Origin of the sequence: Halarcobacter sp. (assembly GCF_963676935.1) — a bacterium.
Taxonomy (GTDB): Bacteria; Campylobacterota; Campylobacteria; order Campylobacterales; family Arcobacteraceae; genus Halarcobacter.
Genome location: NZ_OY781470.1, coordinates 3018898 through 3040915 on the forward strand (window position 1 = coordinate 3018898; position 22018 = coordinate 3040915).

Below are 22018 nucleotides of genomic sequence, written 5' to 3' on the forward strand. Positions count from 1 at the left end.
TATTTACTTGTTTTATAAAATTAATCTCTTACTAGATAGATCTCTTCATCTTTCATATTAAATTCTATTTGTTCAACTATCATTTTTTCTTCTTTATTTGGTTCTGCTCTATCTAAAACAATAAATTCTTCTTTATCTTTTATACAAATTAATGGAAAATGCCAAACCCCTTTATTATAATGAACTCCTTGTTCACCATTTGTTTCAAAAATCTCAAGAGTTGATAAATCTGGTTCCCTTCCACCTAATGCAACTGCACAATAAAAAGGTTCTTTACTTCTTGGTATAAATGTTTGAGAAAAAAGAGGATGTTTTTCTAGCATATCAATAAGTAGTGGAAATTCTCTTTTATTCCCTACATATATATGTAAGGTTGTGATTCCACCTTTTTCATTTGTATCCATATTACAGATTTCATAAAATTTTTCAGCAGAATTTCTATTTATCATCATAGAAGCTCTACCTTCTTTTTCTATTACTTCTCCAAATTTCTTGAAAGCTTCTCTTGTTAGAGGTTTTGGTTTTATCTCTATTCTCATTTTTTACCTTAATTCATCTTTTCTCATATTAAACCACAGTAAATTACTCAAGACAAATGCCTTAGCTATAGGTTTTATAAGCGACATATTATCATAAATACAATTACAATAGTATATTTCTTTATAGTTTCTACGTATATATAAAAAGTAACCATATGTTGTATATAAAATATACATTAATTATGTACAATTATTGATAAAAAATATCTTTACAAAAATTTCTTCTAGTTATAAAATACAATTAGAAAACATACTTGAGGGACTAAACTTTACTACAGTTAATTGTAAGGTTATTAGATTTAATTATTGAAAAGTAACTCTTTAGTGTTTTAAATCTATTAGCTCTTATTTTAAAAGAGAGATTTTATTAGGTGGATTTATATTGAATCTAAATTAAAAACTAAGGAATAACATGACTAAAAATAGAAGAGATTTCATAAAAAAAACTGGTTTAGCTGGTCTTGGTGCTGCTGTTGCTATACCATCAATTGCAAGTGCAGATTCAAAAAAGACTTTTAGATGGAAAATGACAAATTGTTATGGTGCAGGTGCCCCTTTTTATTCTACTGGGCCTGGAAGTGCTAGTTATTTTTGTAAAAGAATTGAAGATTTGTCTGATGGAAGATTAAGAATTAAACATTATCCTGCTGGTGAACTTATACCTGCAATGGAAGGTTTCGATGCAGTTTCAAAAGGAACTATTCAAATGAACTGGGGTAACTCATTTTTTTGGGCAGGTAAAACTTTTGCAGCACAATACTTTACAGCGGTGCCATTTGGTATGAACTTTCAAGGAACAAATGCTTGGCTTCAATTTGGTGGAGGACAAGAGTTATGGGATGAAGTATATAAACCATTTAATGTTATAGGTCTTGCAGCAGGAAATACTGGTGTACAAATGACAGGATGGTTCAAAAAAGAGATTAATAATGTTGAGGATTTAAATGGTCTTAGAATGAGAGTTCCAGGGCTTGCAGGTAAAGTATTAGAGCAGTTAGGAGTTAGTGTTAAACTTCTTCCAGGTGGTGAAATTTTCCCTGCACTCGAAAGGGGTGTTATAGATGCGGCAGAATTTGTTGGACCTTTCCAAGATAGAAGAATGGGATTCCAAAAAGCTGCTAAATATTATTATACTACAGGTTGGGGAGAACCAAGTAATACAAGTGAGTGTCTAATTAATAAAGATGCTTGGAATTCATTACCAAAAGATTTACAAGCAATCGTAAAAACAGTTGCTGCTGAATGTAATCTTATGGGACTTTCATGGTCTGAAGCAAATAACTCAGAAGCACTAGAAGATTTAGTTAAAAATCAAGGGGTAATTGCTAAAACATTACCAGATTCAGTTATTGAAAAATTAAGAGAAGTGACATTTGCTACATATGACAAACTTACAGCAAAAGATCCTTTAGTAAAAAAAGTTCACGACAGTTACTTTGCTTTTAAAGCAATGCATGATGATTGGCAAAATAAAAGTGAAGAAGTTGTGATGACTAAGTTATCATCATGATAAACTTATTAAATATTTCAAATAGACTTGATACGTTCATAGAACGTATCGGTCAAATAAGTTCTTGGTTGATTTTTATTTTGGTGCTTCAGGTTTCAGGGGATGTTCTTTTTAGATATTTTTTTCATGTAAGTTCAATTGCTGAGCAAGAGCTTCAATGGCATATATTAGCAGCAATTGCAATGTTTGGTTCTGCATTTACATTTCAACAAGGTGAACATGTAAGAGTTGATCTTTTTTATCACCATTACAGTAAAAATGTAAAAGTTTGGATGGATGTTTTAATTCCATTATTAATTATTATTCCATTTTCACTTTTTATCATTTATCTATCAAGTCAATATGTAATGCAATCTTATGCAACTGGTGAAGTTTCTCCTGACCCTGGAGGTTTACCATATCGATATTTAGTAAAATCACTTATCCCTTTAGGATTCACACTGATTTTAGTACAAGGGTTAGCAGTTCTATTTAGAGCTATATCACATATAAAAGGGGAAAAGTAGGCTATGGATCCACAAATATTAGCAATTATGATGGTTGTATCCCTTTTTGCGCTTATACTATTGGGAGTTCCTGTTGCTTTTGCAATTGCAGGGGCTGGTTTATTTTTTGGGGTTATAGGAGTTGATTTAAATCTATTTAATCTTTTGCCTTCAAGAATTTTTGGTGTATTAACAAACTATACTTTATTGGCAGTACCACTTTTTGTTTTTATGGGTATTTTATTGGAAAAATCCCGCTTAGCAGAAAAGATGCTTGATGTTTTAGGATTATTATCTGGTAAAAAACCTGGTGGTATGGCAATTGCTATAATTGTAGTTGGTATTTTAATGGGTGCTTCAACGGGTATTGTTGGTGCAACAGTTGTTACTTTAACTATGATTGCTTTACCAACACTTTTAAAAAGAAATTATAGCCATAGTGTATCTTGCGGTACCATTTGTGCTTCTGGAACATTAGGACAAATTTTACCACCAAGTTTAGTTTTAATCTTACTTGCTGATATTAGTGGAGAAGCTATTGGTCCTTTATTTGCTGCTGCATTAATGCCGGGATTACTTTTAGCTACTTGTTATATTGTTTATATAATTCTTTTAAGTAAATTTGCACCTCACCATGTTCCTCCAATTGATCAAGAGGAGAGAGATACCTACTCAAAAAAAGAGTTATGGATTGAGTTTTTTAAATCTGTTGCACCACCTTTTTTATTAATTTTTGCCGTATTAGGTTCAATTATTGGTGGGCTTGCAGCTCCTACAGAAGCAGCTTCTATGGGTGCTATTGGAGCATTAGTGATTGTATTTTTAAGTAAAAGATTAAATTTAGCAATTTTAAAAGAAACTTTATATGAAACTATGAAAGTGACTGGTATGATTATGTTCGTTCTTATCGCCTCACAAGTTTTCGGACTTAGTTTTAGAGGTTTAGACGGGGATTATTTAGTTGAAGATCTTTTTGCAGCAATACCAGGGGGAATGTGGGGATCAATTCTATTTATGATGTTGGTTTTATTTGTTTTAGGATTTTTCTTAGAATGGATTGAGATATCATATATTGTTTTACCATTAGTATTACCAATATTCCATGCACTTGATATAAATATGATTTGGTTAGGTATTTTAGTAGCCTTAAACCTTCAATCATCATTTTTAACTCCACCCTTTGGCTGGTCACTCTTTTTCTTAAAAGGGGTTGCTCCTAAAGAGATAAAAACTATGGAGATTTATAAGGGGGTATTACCTTTTATTGCAATTCAAATAATTGTAATTGCATTGGTGATGATTTTCCCAGAAATAGCCCTTTGGCTACCAAAAGCAATAGGATGGATGTAATATGAATAACTTACCTAAAACAGAAGTATCAAAAAATGGTATGGTGGTTTCACCACACCATTGTGCCTCAGATGCAGGACTTGAAATTTTAAAACAAGGGGGAAATGCAATTGAAGCTTCAATTGCAGTTGCCTCATCTTTAGCAGTACACTATCCTCATATGACGGGAATTGGTGGAGATGCATTTTGGTTGATTTATGACCCTAAAGAGGGTGTTAGTTTTATTGAAGCTTCTGGATTCTCTGGATTTGATGTAAATATGAGTGCTTATGAAGGTTTAGATTCTATTCCTTTTAGGGGAAGATTAGCTGCCAATAGTGTCGCAGGAGCAGTTTCTGCATGGGATTTAGCATATAAGAAAAGTAAAAAAGATTGGGATGGGAAACTTTCCTCTTCAAAACTTGTAGATGAAGCAGTAAACTCAGCAACAAATGGAATTATAGTTACAGAATCTTTATCTCAAACACTAGAAGAGAAAAAAGATGAATTAATAAAAGATTCATATTTTGCAAGTATCTATTATCCAAAGGGAAAGGTACCTCAAAAAGGTGAAACACTTGTTCAAGAAAAATTAGGAAAAACACTTAATACTCTTGGAGTTAACGGGTATGATGATTTTTACAGAGGAAGTTTATCCCAAGATATTTCAAATGATTTAAAGCAAAGGAATTCTTTATTATCACATAAAGATTTAAATGAACATCATGCTTCTTGGAATAAAGCTTTGCAGATGAAAACAAGTAATGCAAAACTGTTTAATGCTTCAGCCCCAACTCAAGGTGTAGCTTCACTTATGATTTTAGGTTTATTTGATAGATGGGTAGAAAAACTACCACAAAAAGATTCTACAAATCATGTTCATTTATTAGTAGAGGCTACTAAAATCGCCTTTAGACACAGAGATAAAATGAATACTGCTGCCACATCTGAAGAGCTTCAAGCTTGGCTTGAACCTGAATATCTTGATGAATTAAGTAAAGAGATAGATTTAGAAAAAGCCTTACCTTGGGGAGAAAATGCAGCACCTGGTGATACAACTTGGTTTGGTGCAATAGATTCTAAAGGTAGAGTTGTAAGTGCTATTCAAAGTATTTATCATGAGTTTGGAAGTGGATTAACATTGCCTGAAACTGGTATTGTTTGGCAAAATAGAGGTTGTAGTTTTGCTTTAGACTCATCTCATATTCAAGCTTTAGAACCACACAAAAAACCTTTCCATACCTTAAACCCTGCAATTGCATTGTTTGATGATGGAAGAGTGATGGCTTATGGAACTATGGGTGGAGATGGACAGCCACAAACTCAAGCAGCAGTTTTTTCTAGATATGCTTATTACAATGAAGATTTGTCAGCTTGTATAAATAATCCTAGATGGCTTCTAGGAAGAACTTGGGGTAATTCCTCTCAAAGTTTAAAACTAGAATCTAGATTTGATGAGAAGTTGATTAATGAATTAAAAGAAAAAGGTCATGATGTTGAAATTTTAGGTGAATTAGATTCTGTCGTTGGTCACGCAGGAGCTTTAGTTTATGATACATCAAAAACTATAAAAGGGGCATTTGACCCAAGAAGTGATGGTAAGGCATCAAGTTTTTAAATAAGGATAAATTTTTATGAATGAATTATTAGTATTAGTCCCAATTTTGTTGGCAAGTGGCGTAGTAGCTGGCTTGCTTGCAGGATTACTTGGTGTTGGTGGAGGGATTGTAATTGTCCCTATGCTTTATCATATATTTATCTATATGAATATTGATATCTCAATTGCAATGCCTTTAGCTATTGGTACATCTTTATCAACTATTGTTGTCACTTCAATAATGTCTGCAAGGTCTCACCATAAAAAAGGTGGAATTGATTGGGATTTATCTAAAAGATGGATTCCCTTTGTGATTCTTGGAGTTTTAATTGGAGCATTTTCATCTAAATTTATAGATGGAACAAATTTAAAATTTATGTTTGGTATTTTACTTTTACTTGTATCTCTTAATATGATTATTAGTAGTTTTAAGAAACTTGTAATAGCTGAGTCTCTTCCAGGAAGATTTGGGCAATCTATTTTTGCCACACTTCTTGGTGGTTTTGCTTCATTATTAGGAATTGGAGGAGGGACTTTGATGGTTCCATTGTTATCACTATTTTCTTTTCCAATTCACAGAGCTGTTAGTACAGCTTCACTATTTGGTTTGATTATTAGTGTGCCTGCAACAATTGGATATATTATTGTTGGGTGGAATGTAGAGAATCTTCCTTTAGCATCAACTGGATATGTTAACTGGTTAGCTTTTATAGTACTTGTACCTATGACAATGTTTTTTGCACCTTATGGGGTGAAATTAGCATATAAACTAAATGTAAAACAACTAAAGCTTGCTTTTGCAATCTTTTTATGTTGTGTAGGAATTAAAATGGTTTTAGTTTAAAACCATTTTGATAAAGGGGTTTTTATTAACTCCTTTATCTTTAAAAGATTAAATAAGATATTTTATACTGATAGATATTGTTCTACTATTTCATCACTTAAATCTTCAATTTCACCTTTTGCAACAACATTTCCCCTCTCTAATAAATAGAAATCATCTCCATGTTTTCTTGCAAATGGAAGTTTTTGTTCAACTAATATAACAGTTATTTTTTCCTCTTTTGTAAGATAATCTATTACTCCCCCAATTTGTTGTACAATATTTGGTTGAATACCTTCACTAGGTTCATCAAGTATTAGAAGTTTTGGCTCTAAACAAAGTGCTCTTCCTATTGCTAATTGTTGTTGTTGACCACCACTAAGGTCACCACCTTTTCTTTTTAGCATATCTTTTAAAACAGGAAATAGTTCGTATATTTTTTCAGGAACTTGTTTTAAACCGTTTCTATTTCCTAAAAGTCCTATCTCTAAATTCTCTTTAACTGTTAGTTGAGAAAATATCTCTCTTCCTTGTGGCACATAGCCTATTCCAAGAGCTGCTCTTTTTTCACTACCAAGTTTGCTTATATCTTTGTTTTCATAGATAATTTTACCGCTTTTAGTTGGAAGCAATCCCATAATTGCTTTTGCTAAAGTTGTTTTACCAACTCCATTTCTTCCCATAAGACAAGTACATTTCCCTTGTTCAATCTCTAAGTTTAAATCCCAAAGAGTATGACTTTGCCCATAAAATTGGTTTAAATTTTTAATTGTAATCATCCTACTCTCCTAAATATACTTTTCTTACTTTCTCGTTGTTCTGAACATCTTTCATTGAACCCTCTGCTAAAACTGAACCTTCATGTAAAACAGTAACCTTTTTAGCAATACTTCTAATAAACTCCATATCGTGTTCAACAACAACTACAGAATGGTTTTTTGATAGGTCTGTTAAGATTTGACCTGTTTTTTCAACCTCTCCTGGTGTCATACCAGCTACTGGTTCATCTACTAATAGAAGTTTTGGGCTTTGCATTAGAAGCATTCCTATCTCTAACCATTGTTTTTGACCATGAGAAAGGATAGAAGCATTTGTATTGTAGTGCTCTTTTAAGCCGATTAACTCCATAGTTTCCTCTATCTTATCTTTTTGTTCCCCTTGAAGTTTTGCAAATAAAGTTTTGAAAAATCTTTTGTCATCTTTCATTGCAAGTTCAAGATTTTCAAAGATTGTATGCCCTTCAAAAACTGTTGGCTTTTGGAATTTTCTTCCTATGCCTATTTGGGCAATACTTGGTTCATCCATCTCTAAAAGATTTGCTGCCTGTCCAAAAATCACATCCCCTTTATCTGGTTGTGTTTTCCCTGTTATAACATCCATCATGGTAGATTTTCCTGCCCCATTTGCTCCAATGATACATCTTAACTCTTCATATTCAATAGATAAAGATAAAGAGTTTAGGGCTTTAAATCCATCAAAACTAACTGTAACATCATCTAAATAAAGGATTCTATCCCCCTTTTTTAAATCACCTACATTTTGTTCATTATCATGTTTAAGCAGTAACATTTGCAAACCCCTTTTTCTCTTTTTTCATATTTAATTTTGAAATAAGTCCTACTACACCACGTGGTAAAAATAGTGTTACAACAACAAATAATCCACCTAAAGCATATAACCAAACTTCTGGAAGAGCTGATGTAAAATATGTACTTGCATAATTTACAATGAAAGCTCCAACAATAGCTCCATATAAAGTCCCTCTTCCACCAATGGCAACCCAGATAACTAACTCAATAGAGAATAGTGGTGAAAATACATTTGGATTTATAATACCAACTTGTGGTACATATAAAGCTCCGGCAACACCAGCCATTGCTGCACTTACTATAAAAATAAATAGTTTATATTGTTCAACTTTATATCCTATAAATCTTGTTCTGCTCTCGGCGTCTCTAATTGCTATACAAACTCTTCCTAATCTTGAATTTATAATAAATCTTGCTATTAGATATCCTGCAAAAAGAGCAAGAAAAGAGATTATAAGTAAAGCGATTCTAGTACCATCAGCTTGTAAGTCAAATCCTAAAATATCTTTAAAGTCCGTAAGTCCATTGTTTCCCCCAAACCCCATATCATTTCTAAAAAATGCTAACATAAGAGCATAAGTCATAGCTTGGGTTATAATTGATAAGTAGACTCCTGTAACTCTGGATCTAAATGCTAAATATCCAAATAGGAAAGCAAGTAATCCTGGTACAAACATAATCATAATAAGTGTAAATAAAGGATTATCAAAACCATACCAAAACCAAGGTAACTCTTTTAGGTTCATAAAAACCATAAAGTCTGGTAAATCAGGGTTTCCATAAACTCCCCTATCTCCTATTTGTCTCATAAGATACATCCCCATAGCGTATCCACCAAGTGAGAAAAATGCCCCATGACCAAGGCTTAGAATCCCTATATATCCCCAAACTAAGTCAAGGGCAAGGGCAAGAAGTGCAAAGGCTAAGTATTTACCAAGAAGTGTAACCGTATATGTTGAAACATATAGTGCTGAATCTTGATGTAAAAGAAGATTAGCAAATGAAACATAAGCAACTACAAGGGCTAAAATAGAAAGAACTATCTTCCCACCTTTATCATTTTCTAAAATCTGTAATATTATTGGTTTTCTTTTCATCATCTTTTCCACCTTAATCTTGAGCATCTCGACCTTTTTGAGGGAAAAGTCCTCTAGGTCTTTTTTGAATAAATAAAATAATAAATACAAGGATGATAACTTTTGCTAAAACAGCCCCTGCTACTGGTTCTATAAATTTGTTAATCTCCCCAAGTGTTAGTGCACCAATTAGTGTTCCCCAAAGGTTACCAACTCCACCAAATACAACAACCATAAAGGAGTCAACAATATAGGCTTGTCCAAGATTTGGACCTACATTTGTAAGTTGTGATAATGCAACTCCAGCAATTCCAGCAATTCCTGAACCTATACCAAAAGTCATGGCATCTATCCAAGATGTTTTAATCCCCATTGCTTGAGCCATTTGTCTATTTTGTGTTACAGCTCGCACCTTTAATCCTAAAGAGGTTTTATTTAGAACCATTAATATTCCAAAGAAAACTAATACTGCAAATATGATGATATATAATCTATTGTATGTAAGTGATAGAGCACTATTAATCTCTAATGCACCACTCATCCATTGGGGAGTTTTAACCTCTTGATTTAGTGGAGAATAGATTGTTCTTACTATTTGTTGCAAAATTAAACTAATCCCAAATGTAGCCAATAAGGTTTCAAGTGGTCTTCCATATAGATGTCTAATTACAAGTCTTTCAATAATAATACCCACTATTCCACTTACAATAAATGCAGCAGGGATAGCCACAATTATAGAGTATTCTATTAAGTTTGGCATAACTTGTTGAAGTGTATATGTTGTATAAGCTCCAATCATCATCATCTCACCATGAGCCATATTGATAACTTTCATTACTCCAAAGGTAATTGCAAGTCCAATAGCTGCAAGGAGTAAAACTGAACCCATACTAAGACCAAAAAATGCCTTTTCTAAAACACTATAATATGATCTAATAGTCTCAACGGATGTAATAGAACTATTTGCAGCTTTTTGTAACTCTTTGCTAATATTATCTTGATTTGCAATTGTTTTTAAAGTTGCAAGGGTATCTGAAGAGATAAAATCACTTAAATCTTTTACCGCTTTGATTTGCTTTTGTCCACTTGAATATTTTGCAAGTATAATAGTTTTTGCTTCAAGTAATACCTCTTTTACTTCACTGTCTTTCTCTTTTGATAAAGCTTTTTCTATTAACTCTTTAGAGTCTTCATCCACATTTGATAAGATATTTTTTGCTGATTTAAGTCTTATCTCTTTTTTCTTTGAAAAAAGATTCATTTGTGCAAGATTTGATTTAATAATACTTCTTAATCTATTGTTTGTTTTTACTTTTTTAAACTCTCTTCTGTTTTGAGGTTTAAGTAGTTTTCCCTCTAAAAAAGTTTTAGTATGATAAGTACTTCCCTCTTTTTTTTCAAGAAGTACAAATGTTCCCTCTTTTTTTGTATAAAGAAGGTCACCCTCTACCATCTTTTTAAGTAAAATTTCTGTTCTTTCATCTTCTGCATATTTTTCAACTAACTCTTTTATAACTTCTGCTTTTGTTTTAAAGGATTTAGTTTTTAATTTTTCAATATCAGTTTCAAAATTTGCGAATAATGAGCTAAAGAAAAATAAATTAAGAAAGATTATTTTTAAAATATTGATTTTCATATAAGTGCCTTTTGTAAAAAAGAGAGGAGAACTTTGTAGGAGATAAAGTCCTCTCTTTTTTTAAATTTTTAGTAGTTTTGACCTGAACACTTTTTAGTTACAGTGTTGTAGTTACCGCAATTAATTGGTGCAGTCCAGTCAGCAATTACATCTTTTGATGCTGGTAAGAAATCAGACCAAGCATCACCTGCAATTTCACCATCAGTTGACCATACAGTTTCAAATTGACCATCTTCTTGAATCTCACCAATAAGTACTGGTTTTGTTAGGTGGTGATTTTTAAGCATTTTAGCTGTTCCACCAGTTAAGTTAGGAACTTCAAGACCAATAATAGCTTTACTAACTTTATCAACATCAGTTGTTCCAGCTTTTTCAACAGCTTTTACCCAAAGATTGAAACCAATATATGTAGCTTCCATAGGGTCATTTGTAACTCTTTTGTTATCTTTAATGAATTTTTTCCAAGTTGCAATAAATTCATCATTTAAATCAGACTCTGCACTTTGGAAATAGTTCCACGCAGCTAAGTGACCAACTAAAGGTTTTGTATCAAGACCTGATAACTCTTCTTCCCCAACTGAGAAAGCAACAACTGGAATATCTTCAGCAGAGATACCTTGGTTACCTAATTCTTTATAGAATGGAACGTTTGCATCACCATTGATTGTTGAAACAACTGCTGTTTTCTTACCTGCATTACCAAATTTTTTGATATCACTTACAATACTTTGCCAATCTGAGTGACCAAATGGAGTATAGTTAATCATAATATCAGAAGCTGGAACACCTTTAGCTTTTAAGTAAGCTTCTAAGATTTTATTTGTTGTTCTTGGATAAACGTAGTCAGTACCAGCTAAAACCCATCTTTTAACACCGATTTCGTTCATTAAGTAATCAACTGCAGGAATTGCTTGTTGGTTTGGCGCAGCACCTGTATAAAATACATTTTTAGATGACTCTTCACCCTCATATTGTACAGGGTAGAATAGTAAACCATTTAACTCTTCAACAACTGGAAGAACAGATTTTCTAGAAACTGATGTCCAACAACCAAATGTTACATCAACTTTATCTTGAGTTAATAAACCTCTCATCTTTTCAGCAAATAGTGGCCAGTTTGAAGCAGGATCAACAACTACAGCTTCTAGTTTTTTCCCTAAAACCCCACCTTTTTTATTTTGTTCATCAATTAACATCAAAACCGTATCTTTTAATGTAGTTTCAGAAATTGCCATTGTTCCAGAAAGAGAGTGTAAAACACCAACTTTAATAGTATCAGCAGCGTGAACCAACATCCCACCTAATAAGGCAGAAGTTACAATTGCTTTTGCAAACATTTTCTTCATTTGTACTCCTTTTTATTTAAATATCATTTGATATTCTATGTTGGAAGTATAAATAAGTAGTGTTGCCTTAGTGTTGCTTTTTTTTAAATATTTAGAAAGTATCGTATATTATTTATACAAGCTTGTAGATAGTTTTGAGATTTCATCAAATTGAAAATTATTTATAAGTGTTGTTATCTTGGTCTTTGTATGCTCATCTATATCATTTTCTTTAAGAAGTTCAAGTATTGAGTTTCCATCAAGTTTTGTTGCTAAATCAGCTATTTTTATTGCTAAATCTTTTTCTAAAATGATTCTATTTTGTGTTTTTTCCTCTTCATATTCAAAATCAATTTTTAAGAATTTTTGTAAGGCATTTGCTATATCTTTTTCTTCAAAGGGTTTAGGTAGGAAAAAGTTTGCACCATTATTTAAAGCTTTTTGCTTATCATCCTCAAAGACATTTGCTGATATGGCAATAATAGGGATATCTTTAGTTTGTACTTTCTCTTTTAATATTTTTGTTGTTTCTAGACCATCTAGTTTTGGCATAAGAATATCCATAAATATTAAATCAAAATCATGTTTTTCTATATGGTTTAATACCTCTTCTCCATCCTTTGCTTGTAGAGTATTTATATTATAAGAGTTTAGAAGTTGAACTAATAAATCTCTATTTGCTTTTGTATCATCAGCAACTAATATATTTATATTGTTTGTAGTTTTGACTTTTAAAATAGTATTTTTTTCATACTCCTTCTCTTGTACAAAATCAATTTTTTCTATTTTTATTTCAAAGCTAAATGTACTACCTTTATTTAGTTCACTTTCTGCTTCAATTTTACCATTCATCTTTTCTATAAGCTCTTTTGTAATTGCAAGTCCTAAACCTGTACCTTCGTGCTTATGGGTTTTTTCTTCAATTTGTTCAAAGGGTTTGAATACAATCTTTAATGCCTCTTTTGACATTCCAATTCCTGTATCGCTAATAGCTACTAACAGTTTTGAATCTTTTGCTTGGATATTTACTTTTATATAACCTTTGTTTGTAAATTTTAAAGAGTTTCCAAGTATATTAATTAGAATTTGTCTTAATCTTTTTTCATCACATTTTATGTATTTTGGAACACTTTTGTCAATGTTTAGTGAAAAATTTAAACCCTTTGCTTCACATCTTGAGGTAAACATAGATTCTATCTCTTCTAAGAGTTTAAATAGATTAAAATCATTTGGGTTTATATTTATCTTTCCTGCTTCAATTTTTGCAAATTCTAGTATCTCATTTATTAAGGATAAAAGGTGTTGTCCACTACTGTAAATTGTGTTTATATTTTGTTTTTCAGAGTTTTCTATATGTTTTGATTTTTTTAGTAAAGAGGTAAATCCTAAAATTGCATTTAGTGGTGTTCTTAACTCATGGGACATATTTGTGAGAAATATAGATTTAGACCTATTTGCTTTTTGTGCTTCAAGGGTTGCTTTTTTTAGTTGGTTCTCATACTCTTTTCTTTTGGTTATATCTGAGAATACAACAACTGAACCTTCTAAAATTGTAGAGTTATTTGAATAAATAGGAGTACTTATATAATCTATTGGAAACTCTTTATTATCTTTTGATATAAAAGTTTGCTCCTCTTTTTTAATCAACATCAATCTCTCTTTTTGTTGTGCACCTTTAGAAAAAAGATGTTTAGCTATAGTTTTATTTAGATATTTTCCAATTAATTCTTTAGAATCATATCCTAAAAGGTTCGATGCTGTTGGATTTATAAAAATAAATCTTCCTTTTGAATCCAGACCAAAAATCCCTTCACCTGCCAAATCAAGAAGTCTTTCATTTTGTTTTTGTGATTCAATTAGTTGAATAGCATTATCTTTAAATACTTCAACTGCCCCAATCATCTCACTTACTTCATCCATAAATACTTTTTGTGGTAAGTCAATATCCATCTCATTTTTTGCTAGTTTTAACATCCCTTTATTTAATATCTCAACTGGATGAATTATTCTACGTAAAATAATAAATATAAAGGAGAAAATAAATAGTATGATTAGAAATAATACTGCCATTGAGAGGTAGGTTTCCATCCTTTTAACTGTTTCATGTGCCTCATCAACTTTTTGTTGTGTTCTTGTTTCAAAGGCTTTATAAAACTCATTTAAGGGTTTCATTATGGCAATTTTTGCCCTATGGTATTGTTCTCCATGCATGATTTTTCTAGCTAATGCAAAATCTGGCTCTTTTTTTATTGTATAGTTTCCTTTTCTATCTTGAAAAATACCCTTTATGGCATTCATCGCTTTTGTTTCAAGATTTGTTAAATCATCAGATTCCCTTTGGGATTCATATAAGAGTTCTAACTCCTCTTCGGGGAAACCTGCTTGTTTCATAAGAGTTCTAAGGGGGATTTTTGCTCCATCTAATTTTGCTTTATTTTCATCAAGGGTATAAAAATCCCAGAATATTCTATTGTAATGTTTTGGTCTTGGTTTATCCCCATTTCTAATATCAAGTACAGTATGAAATTGCTTTTTAAACATATCTTTTCCAGTTATGACATGGGTTCTTGCCATTCTTGTTAAATCATCACTGCTTTGTCTTAATTCATCTGCAAGTATAAGGGAACGATGTTGCATCTTATAAGCATTTTCCAGTTGGTCTACAGCTCTTTGGTACTCACTTAAGATAAATACAACACTAATAAGAGCACTACTGTTTATGATAAGTAAAAGAATAAATAGTTGTTTAAGTTTCATACAGGTTGTTTATTTTCTTTCTCTTTTTTTAAGTTATAATAACTAAAATCACAGAATAAATTAGAGGTTATATGACTAAAAAATATACTATATTAATTGTTGATGATAAGTTAGAAAACCTACAATACTTAAATAAAGTTCTTCAAGATGAAGATTATGATATTAGAGCTACCCCTGATGGGATGATGGCTTTAGAGGCTGCTAAACTAAATACTCCTGATTTGATTTTATTAGATATTAAGATGCCAAATATTGACGGTTATGAACTTTGTAGATTATTTAAAAAAGAGGAAAAACTAAAAGAGGTTCCTATTATATTTATCTCAGCCCTTGATAGTGTAGAAGATAAAGTAAAAGCTTTTGAAGAGGGTGGAGTTGATTATATTACTAAACCTTTTGAACCCAAAGAGATATTAGCTAGAATAAAAACACAACTTCAAATTCATAAAAGTAAAATCATGATTGCAAGACTTTTAGAACAACAAGATTTATTTGTAAAAAAGATTATGCATGAGATGAATACCCCTGTTTCTATAATCTCTTTAAATAGTGAACTAATAGAGCAAAAGTATGGTCTTTCTAAACAAGTTGAAGCCATAAAAGCTTCAGTTAAAACCCTTTCTTCAATATATGGTGACCTTTCTTATAAGATAAAAAAACACAGTAGAGAGTATAAGGTTTCAAAGATAAATTTATTGAACTTTATTAGTTCTAGAGTACAGTTTTTTGATGAGTTAGCAAATACAAAGGATATACATATAGATTTGGGATATAACGAAGAGTTTGATATATATATGAACAAATATGAGTTTGAAAGAGTAATAGATAATACCTTAAGCAATGCTATTAAATATAGTAAAGAAGCAGGGGAAATTAATCTATTTTTTGGAAAAGAGGATGGTAAACATCTTATTATAATAGAGGATTTTGGAATAGGTATAGAGGATACGTCAAAGGTGTTTGATGCTTATTATCAACAATCAAATAAAAAACTAGGTTTAGGCTTAGGTTTAAATATAGTAAAAGAGATATGTGATAAATATGAGATTAAAGTTGAGGTAAAAAGTTCTAAAAATGTAGGTACAAGTTTTATATTTAATATAGATTCTGTAGTAAAGAGTCCTAGATGAAGATATTTTTATTAGAAGATGATTTTTCCCTTAATAGACTTATTAGCAAAGCCTTAGAGGATAGAGGTTTTTTTGTTACAAGTGTTGATGATGGTTATGATGCTATGACACAAGTATTAAATAACAAATATGATTTATATATTTTAGATATAAATGTACCAGGGTTCTCAGGACATGAGGTTTTACAGCAAGTTAGAAAAGTTCACGATAATTTACCTGTAATAATTGTTAGTGCCCAATTAGATATAGATAATATCTCAAAAGCTTATGATTTAGGTTGTAATGATTATCTAAAAAAACCCTTTGAGCTTGAAGAGTTGATGCTTCATATTAAATATCATATAAAAACTATACTAAATAGTGATGTTGATAAGGATGTTATAGATTTAGGATCGGGCTTTAGTTTTGATTTAAAAGATCAAGCCTTATATAAACATAATCATGAAATTGTATTAACTCAAAAAGAGAAACTTCTACTTACTTTATTTATCAATAATCTTGACAAAACTGTAACTTCAGAGATGATACATGAGTATGTATGGGACAACAAAGAGATGGAAGCTGTTAGTATGAGAAGTATGATTCATAAGTTACAAAAAAAGCTAAAAAGTGGAATGATTGTAAATATAAGAGGTGTAGGTTATAAGCTAATAAGTACTAAAATAGGGATATAAAGGTTCTCATTATTTTCTAAAGTTTTTTTATGCTAAAATATTTTCTTGCAAAATAGAAATAATTTACTAAATATTTTTAATTATAAGCTTTACAAATATACAAATAGATCATTTATAAGATTTGTAGAAAATGTGCTTGATAATGATTTAGACAAATCAGATGTAAAAATTGTATATCTAAATAGATATAGTGGTAGTAGGCAGTTAAACGAAGTTTTTACAGTACAAAATAATGGAGAGATTAAGTTTCTTCATAAACAGAATCTAATAAAATTTATCTATTCAAATAAGTGCCAAATAAACTCTTTAATCAATATAAATATAAAAAATCAAAAGACTTATGAAGTAATAAGAGTAATAGAGATTTTACAAAAAAAGTTTTTACGAAGTAATGATTTAAAAGACTTAAAAAAAATAAAACATGACGATATTCTGAGACTTCATAAAATACTTTTTAATAGCTTCCTATCTAAGCCTATTATTAGTCTTATTTTAAATAATACAAACTATAGAGACAGGGATAACAGTGTTTTTAAACTCTCATATTTAACCCCTAAAAACCATTTTATAAACTACATAAAAATAAAACTTATTCTTAGTAAATACCCTTATTCAACAGATAAATTTATAAAAGAGGAGTTAAAAAAGAAGTATTGTGTAAATATCTCAACCGTTCAGGTTTTTAAGATTAGAACTAAATATTTTATACCTAATAGGTTTGAACGCTATGTAAGTAACAACTATAAAAGATTTGAGCTATACTTTTCAAAAATAGAGTTTTTGAATAATGACAATATTTGTAACCTTTATAACACTTCTGCTGTTTATGAATTGATATCTATTTCAAAAGTTGATTATAATTATAGTCAATCTACTACAATCTATATTGGTTCAACTAAAAATCTATATAAAAGGTTGAATGAGTATAAAAATAATAAAGGGCACTCTTTAAAAATGAGAAATTATTTGGAAGATAATTTACTGTATTTTAGATTTATTAAAACTGATAACTATCAACATTTAGAAACAGTATTATTACATGAATTTATATCTCTTTATGGAGAGATGCCTCTGTTAAATATTAATAATTCTAAAAAATAATTTTCTTAACCTTAATGAAAAGATAAGATAAGATAAGATACTCCATTATTAATAATAAAAAGGGGTATAAATTATGATGAAGGATATTAGTACAAGAGTTAAGCTTATGCTTTTCCCGGTTGTTTTTCTGATAGTGATTATCAGTTCAGGTGTTACATTTAAATACTATTTTAGTATTTCAAATGAAAGAAATACTGCTGCAATGCAAACAGAGATTTTTCTGCAAGATTTCCTAAAAATGAGGATTGCAGTCTATCAGTTTATGAACAATCCTAGTATTGATTCATCAAAAAATGTGACTAATTTATTAGCCTCTTTTAGTAAAGATATTGATAGTTTTAAAGCTTCATTATCTCAAAAAACCAATAAAGAGATTTGTGATGATATGTTAAAATATATTGGAATATATAACAATTATTTTGATTTAATGAGTGAAGCAAATTTGAAAAATAATTCAAATACTGCTGAGTATAAAAAATATATAGAAAAAATGATAGATTCAAGTGATAAGCTTGAAGAATCATTAAATAAGATTAATAAAAGTGCTATTTTATTAAAAGAAGATTCAATTACAACAATGGAAGTTACACTTTTAATAATGGCTCTAATTTTTACTGCAATTTTTATTGTTTTTTCAATCTTTATGGTAAAGCTAATTGTATCTTCATTGGATGACTTTAAGTGGGGCTTAGAGAGTTTCTTTAAGTACTTAAATAGAGAAGCAGAAGATACAAAACTTCTAGATGAAAATAGAAAAGATGAGTTTGGGGTAATGGCAAAAATGGTAAATGCTAATATTCTTAAAACAAAAACTTCAGTTGAAGAGGATAGAGATGTTATACAAAAGGTTATTGAGGTCTTAAGCGAGCTTGAAAAAGGTGACTTATACCAAAGAGTAAAAGTTAAGTCTTCAAATCCGGCTTTAGAGAAGCTTATCTCTTTATTAAATGATATGAGTTCTAATTTAGAAGCGAATATTGATAGAATATTAACAATCTTAGCACAATACTCTGATTATAAATATATGAATAGTGTAGAGACAAAAAATCTAAAAGAACACTTATTAAGATTAGCTCAAGGAGTTAATATATTAGGTCAATCTATTACAGGAATGCTAATAGAGAGTGATAACAATGGTAAAACTTTGGATGAAAGTTCAAATGTTTTACTTAAAAATGTGGATCTTCTAAATCAAAACTCAAATGAAGCTGCTGCAGCTTTAGAGGAAACAGCCGCGGCCTTAGAAGAGATTACAGGGAATATTGTAAATAATACAGAGAATGTTGTAAAGATGTCTAATTATGCAAAAGAGTTAAGTAACTCGGCAAATGATGGACAAAATTTAGCAACAAAAACAACTTCAGCAATGGATGATATTAATGATAAGGTTAACTCTATTAATGAAGCTATTACTGTAATTGATCAGATTGCTTTCCAAACAAATATCTTGTCACTTAATGCTGCTGTTGAAGCAGCAACTGCAGGTGAAGCTGGAAAAGGTTTTGCTGTTGTTGCACAAGAGGTTAGAAATCTAGCTTCAAGATCTGCTGAAGCTGCTAAAGAGATTAAAGAGTTAGTTGGGGATGCAACAGTAAAAGCTAATTATGGAAAAGAGATCGCTGATGAGATGATAGTTGGATATGAAGGACTTAATAAAAATATCAAAAATACTTTAGATATCATCTCTGATGTTGAGATGGCAAGTAAAGAGCAGTCTACAGGTATTGAACAGATTAATGATGCTATTACTTCATTAGATCAGCAGACACAACAAAATGCAGCTATTGCAACACAAACCCATGAGGTGGCTACTAAAACTGATGCAATAGCTAAGACTATTGTTGAGAGTGTAAATGAAAAAGAGTTTGATAGAAATCTTAAAATAGAAGAGAAAAAGAAAAAAGATGATGTTGTTGAGATAGAAGAGATTGCGTAAAAGGAGTCTACAATGGAAGAGAAAGTTCCTTATAAAAAGGTCAAAAAATATCCAATGGACTCCTTTACCAATCAAGTTAATGCTCTTGTTTATACAGTTAATATTGAAACACAAGAGATCATTTTCTGTAATGAGAAATGTACAAAGGAGTTTGGTAATATAATTGGTCTTAAGTGTCATGAATTATTAGAAAAAGTCACGGATAAATATTATTTAGATTCTTATGATGAGTTTCATTGGGGGGAAAATGTAAATGAGTATCTAAATACTATAAATAATAAAATATATTTATTTAGTGAAAAAGTAATTGAAGATTATAAAAAAAGAATCAGTGTAAAAGTCAGAGTAGGCGTTGATATAACAACAATAAAGGACAAAGAAAGTAAAAAAAGAGAACAAAATATAAAAAATATTGAGACAATTGAGGCTATTCTAAACTCAACTATTGAATCAACTTTAGTATATGATAGCAATAAAAAGTGTATTAAGCTAAATGATGTAGCTTTGAAAACTTTTGGTTATACAAAAGATGAAATGGTGGGTAAAGATGTGAGAACTTTTATAGATAAAGATTCTTTACCTATTATAAAAAAAGTTCTTGCTACAGGTTATGAAGAGCCTTATGAGATAACAATGCTTAGAAAATGTGGACAAAAATTTCCTTGTATAGTTAAGGGTAAATATATCTACTTAAATAATGAAAAAGTTAGAGTTGTAGCGATTCTCGATCTAAGTCAAGATAAAGAGAAAGATAATAAGATTGTTAAACTTGCCTTTTATGATTCTTTGACAAATCTTCCAAATAGAGCATTACTTCAAGATAGAGTGGAACTTTTTCTTGCTAAATTAGCAAGAACAAAATACTATGGAGGTCTAATTGTAATAGATTTAGATCACTTCAAAAATATAAATAATACAAAAGGACATTTTGTAGGAGATAAAATTTTAATAGAATGTGCAAAAAGATTACAACATTTAATAAGAAGTTGTGATACTATCTCAAGGTTTGGTGGTGATGAGTTTTTTATTCTCATTGATACTGACTTTCACGATAAATTTGATGCAGCTAATACTATAAAAGATATATCAAAAAAAATATTACATAATATTCAAAAACCTTTTTATATTAAAGATGAAGAGTATCTTTTAACAGCAAGTATTGGTATCTCTATCTTTGATGAAAGCTTTAGTTATTATGAAATACTAAAATGTGCAGATAGTGCTATGAATTTTGTAAAAAAGAGTGGCAGAAACAATTACAATTTTTTTGATTCTGCTCTTCAAAGCCAGTTGGAAAGAAAAGCAATTATAACAGGAAAGCTAAGGGAAGCAATTAAATTAAAACAGATATCTATAGCTTATCAAAAGCAAGTAGATATTAATACCAATGTAGTAGGTGTTGAAGCATTAGCTAGATGGAAAGATGAAAAGTTAGGAAATATAAGTCCTAATGAATTTATCCCCATAGCTGAAGAGAGTGGACTTATTATTGAGTTTGGATATTACTTGCTTGAAGAGACTGCAAGAGTTATTAAGAAATGGCAATCAAATCCAGAAAGAGCCATATGGAGAATGTCTGTAAATGTTAGTTTAAGCCAATTTAGTAAAAATGATTTTGTATTTTTTATAGAACAAATTATAAAAGACTATAAGATTGATGCAAAATTATTAAGGCTGGAGATTACTGAAAGTATACTTTTAAATAATATTGATGATGCTATCTCAAAAATCGATTATTTAAAGAAGCTTGGTATATCTATCTCAATTGATGATTTTGGTACAGGATATTCTTCTTTAGCTTATTTAAAAAAACTTTCAATAGATGAATTAAAAATTGATAAATCTTTTATAGAAGATATTTTAGTTGATGATAATGATGAAATATTAGTAATTGCTATATTAGATTTAGGAAATAAATTTGGTTTTGATGTTATTGCAGAGGGTGTAGAAACTAAAGAGATTTATGAAAAACTAAAAAAATTAGGTTGTAAATATTTTCAAGGTTTTTATTTCTCAAAACCTCTCCCTAAAGAGAGGTTATAAAAGAGTATTCTATTAAGAGGATACTCTTCTTTTACTATTAAAAATCTTGAACGTTTGCTGCTGCTTCTCTATCAGCCATTGAGATATCTGCAATAAATTTTTGTTCTTTTACTTCAGGTAACATAAGACCTTTTTTCTTGTGTTCTCTAATTTTGTAAATACCCTGTTCATTTTTTTCTGCATAATATTCATTGAATTCTGCAGTATAAGGCATATCCCAAACTATTGCACCTTCAGTTGGGCAAGCTTCTGCACATCTTGGAGCATCAGCATGATCAACACACTCAACACATGATTCTGGTTTAACATAAAAGTAATCTTCATATGGATTCTTCTCATGACCCTCTTCTAAGATAGCTGCAACTGGACACTCTGGTGCACATGCTTCACAACTAATACATTCTTCTGTAATTCTAACTGCCATTTTTTCATCCTTCGCTTTAAAATATAGAGTTAAAGATGCAAAAA

At 30.3% G+C, this 22018-nt stretch carries 18 protein-coding genes; 10 read left to right on the top strand and 8 right to left on the bottom strand.

Going from position 1 to position 22018, the window contains the following annotated elements; all coding sequences use genetic code 11:
• Window positions 1-20 precede the first annotated feature (20 nt).
• Window positions 21-539 carry an ureidoglycolate lyase gene (locus tag ACKU4C_RS14760; RefSeq protein ID WP_321313316.1) on the bottom strand — a complete coding sequence of 173 codons (519 nt, stop codon included), beginning with the start codon at window positions 537-539 and terminating at the stop codon, window positions 21-23.
• A gap of 412 nt (window positions 540-951) precedes the next feature.
• Between ACKU4C_RS14760 and ACKU4C_RS14765 the strand changes: the two genes are divergently transcribed.
• The 5 genes from ACKU4C_RS14765 to ACKU4C_RS14785 are packed head-to-tail and all read left to right on the top strand — an operon-like array spanning window position 952 to window position 6304.
• On the top strand, window positions 952-2049 hold the full coding sequence (locus tag ACKU4C_RS14765) for a TRAP transporter substrate-binding protein (protein WP_321313318.1): 1098 nt from the start codon (window positions 952-954) through the stop codon (window positions 2047-2049).
• Window positions 2046-2555 (top strand): TRAP transporter small permease subunit, encoded by a 510-nt coding sequence (locus ACKU4C_RS14770; protein WP_321313320.1) that lies wholly within the window; start codon window positions 2046-2048, stop codon window positions 2553-2555. The genes ACKU4C_RS14765 and ACKU4C_RS14770 overlap by 4 nt, the downstream gene beginning before the upstream one ends.
• 3 nt (window positions 2556-2558) lie before the next feature.
• Window positions 2559-3884 (top strand): TRAP transporter large permease subunit, encoded by a 1326-nt coding sequence (locus tag ACKU4C_RS14775; protein WP_321313321.1) that lies wholly within the window; start codon window positions 2559-2561, stop codon window positions 3882-3884.
• Window position 3885: 1 nt separating this feature from the next.
• Entirely contained in the window at window positions 3886-5481 is a 1596-nt protein-coding gene (locus ACKU4C_RS14780) for a gamma-glutamyltransferase family protein (protein WP_321313324.1), read from the top strand.
• A gap of 16 nt (window positions 5482-5497) precedes the next feature.
• Window positions 5498-6304, top strand: a complete 807-nt coding sequence (locus ACKU4C_RS14785; RefSeq protein WP_321313326.1) for a sulfite exporter TauE/SafE family protein — start codon at window positions 5498-5500, stop codon at window positions 6302-6304.
• 62 nt (window positions 6305-6366) lie between these two features.
• Here the strand turns inward: ACKU4C_RS14785 and urtE are convergent, their stop codons facing one another.
• From urtE to ACKU4C_RS14815, 6 genes are all read right to left on the bottom strand, one after another.
• On the bottom strand, window positions 6367-7062 hold the full coding sequence (urtE, locus tag ACKU4C_RS14790; protein WP_321313328.1) for an urea ABC transporter ATP-binding subunit UrtE: 696 nt from the start codon (window positions 7060-7062) through the stop codon (window positions 6367-6369).
• 1 nt (window position 7063) lies between these two features.
• The gene (gene urtD, locus ACKU4C_RS14795) at window positions 7064-7852 is read right to left on the bottom strand and encodes an urea ABC transporter ATP-binding protein UrtD (RefSeq protein ID WP_321313330.1); all 789 of its coding nucleotides are present in this window, start codon (window positions 7850-7852) and stop codon (window positions 7064-7066) included.
• Window positions 7839-8969 (bottom strand): urea ABC transporter permease subunit UrtC, encoded by a 1131-nt coding sequence (gene urtC / locus ACKU4C_RS14800; RefSeq protein WP_407933771.1) that lies wholly within the window; start codon window positions 8967-8969, stop codon window positions 7839-7841. Before urtC ends, urtD begins: the two co-directional genes overlap by 14 nt.
• Before the next feature lie 13 nt (window positions 8970-8982).
• Window positions 8983-10584: an urea ABC transporter permease subunit UrtB gene (gene urtB, locus ACKU4C_RS14805; protein ID WP_321313332.1), complete on the bottom strand. Its 1602-nt coding sequence runs from the start codon at window positions 10582-10584 to the stop codon at window positions 8983-8985.
• Between the two features lie 68 nt (window positions 10585-10652).
• Window positions 10653-11930, bottom strand: coding sequence for an urea ABC transporter substrate-binding protein (urtA, locus tag ACKU4C_RS14810; RefSeq protein ID WP_321313334.1), 1278 nt, complete (start codon window positions 11928-11930; stop codon window positions 10653-10655).
• 108 nt (window positions 11931-12038) lie between these two features.
• Window positions 12039-14666 (bottom strand): ATP-binding protein, encoded by a 2628-nt coding sequence (locus ACKU4C_RS14815; protein ID WP_321313336.1) that lies wholly within the window; start codon window positions 14664-14666, stop codon window positions 12039-12041.
• 71 nt (window positions 14667-14737) lie between these two features.
• Between ACKU4C_RS14815 and ACKU4C_RS14820 the strand changes: the two genes are divergently transcribed.
• The 5 genes from ACKU4C_RS14820 to ACKU4C_RS14840 all read left to right on the top strand — a co-directional run bounded on the left by ACKU4C_RS14820 (window position 14738) and on the right by ACKU4C_RS14840 (window position 21550).
• On the top strand, window positions 14738-15796 hold the full coding sequence (locus ACKU4C_RS14820; RefSeq protein ID WP_321313338.1) for a hybrid sensor histidine kinase/response regulator: 1059 nt from the start codon (window positions 14738-14740) through the stop codon (window positions 15794-15796).
• Window positions 15793-16470 carry a response regulator transcription factor gene (locus ACKU4C_RS14825; protein ID WP_321313340.1) on the top strand — a complete coding sequence of 226 codons (678 nt, stop codon included), beginning with the start codon at window positions 15793-15795 and terminating at the stop codon, window positions 16468-16470. Before ACKU4C_RS14820 ends, ACKU4C_RS14825 begins: the two co-directional genes overlap by 4 nt.
• Window positions 16471-16602: 132 nt before the next feature.
• Window positions 16603-17571 carry a GIY-YIG nuclease family protein gene (locus tag ACKU4C_RS14830; protein WP_321313342.1) on the top strand — a complete coding sequence of 323 codons (969 nt, stop codon included), beginning with the start codon at window positions 16603-16605 and terminating at the stop codon, window positions 17569-17571.
• A 73-nt stretch (window positions 17572-17644) separates the two neighbouring features.
• Window positions 17645-19507 (top strand): methyl-accepting chemotaxis protein, encoded by a 1863-nt coding sequence (locus tag ACKU4C_RS14835; RefSeq protein WP_321313344.1) that lies wholly within the window; start codon window positions 17645-17647, stop codon window positions 19505-19507.
• Between the two features lie 12 nt (window positions 19508-19519).
• Window positions 19520-21550 (top strand): bifunctional diguanylate cyclase/phosphodiesterase, encoded by a 2031-nt coding sequence (locus ACKU4C_RS14840; protein WP_321313346.1) that lies wholly within the window; start codon window positions 19520-19522, stop codon window positions 21548-21550.
• Window positions 21551-21587: 37 nt separating this feature from the next.
• On the opposite strand, the gene ACKU4C_RS14845 is transcribed toward ACKU4C_RS14840, so the two are convergent.
• Window positions 21588-21974 carry a 4Fe-4S dicluster domain-containing protein gene (locus ACKU4C_RS14845; RefSeq protein WP_321313347.1) on the bottom strand — a complete coding sequence of 129 codons (387 nt, stop codon included), beginning with the start codon at window positions 21972-21974 and terminating at the stop codon, window positions 21588-21590.
• Window positions 21975-22018 lie beyond the last annotated feature (44 nt).

What these genes read in the sequence shown, in the direction of transcription:
- ACKU4C_RS14760 (WP_321313316.1), bottom strand. Translation starts at nt 539, where the DNA reads ATGAGAATAGAGATAAAACCAAAACCTCTAACAAGAGAAGCTTTCAAG.
- ACKU4C_RS14765 (WP_321313318.1), top strand. Translation starts at nt 952, where the DNA reads ATGACTAAAAATAGAAGAGATTTCATAAAAAAAACTGGTTTAGCTGGT.
- ACKU4C_RS14770 (WP_321313320.1), top strand. Translation starts at nt 2,046, where the DNA reads ATGATAAACTTATTAAATATTTCAAATAGACTTGATACGTTCATAGAA.
- ACKU4C_RS14775 (WP_321313321.1), top strand. Translation starts at nt 2,559, where the DNA reads ATGGATCCACAAATATTAGCAATTATGATGGTTGTATCCCTTTTTGCG.
- ACKU4C_RS14780 (WP_321313324.1), top strand. Translation starts at nt 3,886, where the DNA reads ATGAATAACTTACCTAAAACAGAAGTATCAAAAAATGGTATGGTGGTT.
- ACKU4C_RS14785 (WP_321313326.1), top strand. Translation starts at nt 5,498, where the DNA reads ATGAATGAATTATTAGTATTAGTCCCAATTTTGTTGGCAAGTGGCGTA.
- urtE (WP_321313328.1), bottom strand. Translation starts at nt 7,062, where the DNA reads ATGATTACAATTAAAAATTTAAACCAATTTTATGGGCAAAGTCATACT.
- urtD (WP_321313330.1), bottom strand. Translation starts at nt 7,852, where the DNA reads ATGTTACTGCTTAAACATGATAATGAACAAAATGTAGGTGATTTAAAA.
- urtC (WP_407933771.1), bottom strand. Translation starts at nt 8,969, where the DNA reads ATGAAAAGAAAACCAATAATATTACAGATTTTAGAAAATGATAAAGGT.
- urtB (WP_321313332.1), bottom strand. Translation starts at nt 10,584, where the DNA reads ATGAAAATCAATATTTTAAAAATAATCTTTCTTAATTTATTTTTCTTT.
- urtA (WP_321313334.1), bottom strand. Translation starts at nt 11,930, where the DNA reads ATGAAGAAAATGTTTGCAAAAGCAATTGTAACTTCTGCCTTATTAGGT.
- ACKU4C_RS14815 (WP_321313336.1), bottom strand. Translation starts at nt 14,666, where the DNA reads ATGAAACTTAAACAACTATTTATTCTTTTACTTATCATAAACAGTAGT.
- ACKU4C_RS14820 (WP_321313338.1), top strand. Translation starts at nt 14,738, where the DNA reads ATGACTAAAAAATATACTATATTAATTGTTGATGATAAGTTAGAAAAC.
- ACKU4C_RS14825 (WP_321313340.1), top strand. Translation starts at nt 15,793, where the DNA reads ATGAAGATATTTTTATTAGAAGATGATTTTTCCCTTAATAGACTTATT.
- ACKU4C_RS14835 (WP_321313344.1), top strand. Translation starts at nt 17,645, where the DNA reads ATGATGAAGGATATTAGTACAAGAGTTAAGCTTATGCTTTTCCCGGTT.
- ACKU4C_RS14840 (WP_321313346.1), top strand. Translation starts at nt 19,520, where the DNA reads ATGGAAGAGAAAGTTCCTTATAAAAAGGTCAAAAAATATCCAATGGAC.
- ACKU4C_RS14845 (WP_321313347.1), bottom strand. Translation starts at nt 21,974, where the DNA reads ATGGCAGTTAGAATTACAGAAGAATGTATTAGTTGTGAAGCATGTGCA.